Origin of the sequence: Marivita lacus (assembly GCF_014637725.1) — a bacterium.
Lineage (GTDB): Bacteria > Pseudomonadota > Alphaproteobacteria > Rhodobacterales > Rhodobacteraceae > Marivita > Marivita lacus.
Genome location: NZ_BMFC01000063.1, coordinates 1 through 664, shown reverse-complemented (window position 1 = coordinate 664; position 664 = coordinate 1). Strand labels below are relative to the sequence as shown.

General features: G+C 56.0%; 2 protein-coding genes. One reads left to right on the top strand and one right to left on the bottom strand.

What is annotated here, in order from left to right:
• Positions 1–274: hypothetical protein (locus IEV82_RS23870; protein ID WP_229748014.1), on the top strand; the 274-nt coding region annotated here is incomplete at its 5' end.
• 82 nt (positions 275–356) lie between these two features.
• On the opposite strand, the gene IEV82_RS23500 is transcribed toward IEV82_RS23870, so the two are convergent.
• A complete protein-coding gene (locus IEV82_RS23500; RefSeq protein WP_229748013.1) occupies positions 357–641 on the bottom strand; it encodes a hypothetical protein in 285 nt (94 codons plus the stop codon).
• Between the last annotated feature and the right edge of the window lie 23 nt (positions 642–664).

The following is a 664-nucleotide window of genomic DNA, read 5'->3' as shown; positions in this document are numbered from 1 at the left end:
CCCGCTCGGTCACCAGCTTTACTGCCTCGATCTTGAACTCGCGGCTGAACTTTCGTCTCGTCATATCCAATCTCCAATTCCATGGTCACGATCTTATCTTCGTGTCCACGAAACCGGCAGCAGGCCATTCTATACTCTGATCCTTGACGTTGAATGGGTAGGTTATCGTCGTCACGGACCACCGCCTCATGGGCTGTTCGCGCACACGCCGCGAATGGCAGAAATGGAGGATCGCACCGCAGCATTGAGGAATGACTTTGGACCGCGGCTCTGACCCGCTCTCGATTTTCTGAAGTGGCCGATCAAGGAAAAATGCTGCAACCGATCTAATGCTGGCAGTGAGCCCGAAGCGGAACCTATTCTTCCAGAGGTGGCAGGGTCACAGAAAAGGAAATCGTGGTGGGCTGCGGCGTGGCACCTTCGGCAACTTTGGGTTCACTCGTATAGTCCGCAAGCCGCAGCAGTTCTCCCTCGATTGTGGCGCTGACCTGGTTGTCTGTCGTCATTTCAAAGAATGTCAGCGTTCCCTTGCCGCCATCGGGGCCGATTGACAGGGGGGCTGCGTAGCCTTGGTCATCGAACATCTCGACGGACATGAGTTGCATGTCACCGGAGCGACGCTGAAGGGTGGCCTGAACCATAGGTGAGCCGTAAGGCTACGGTG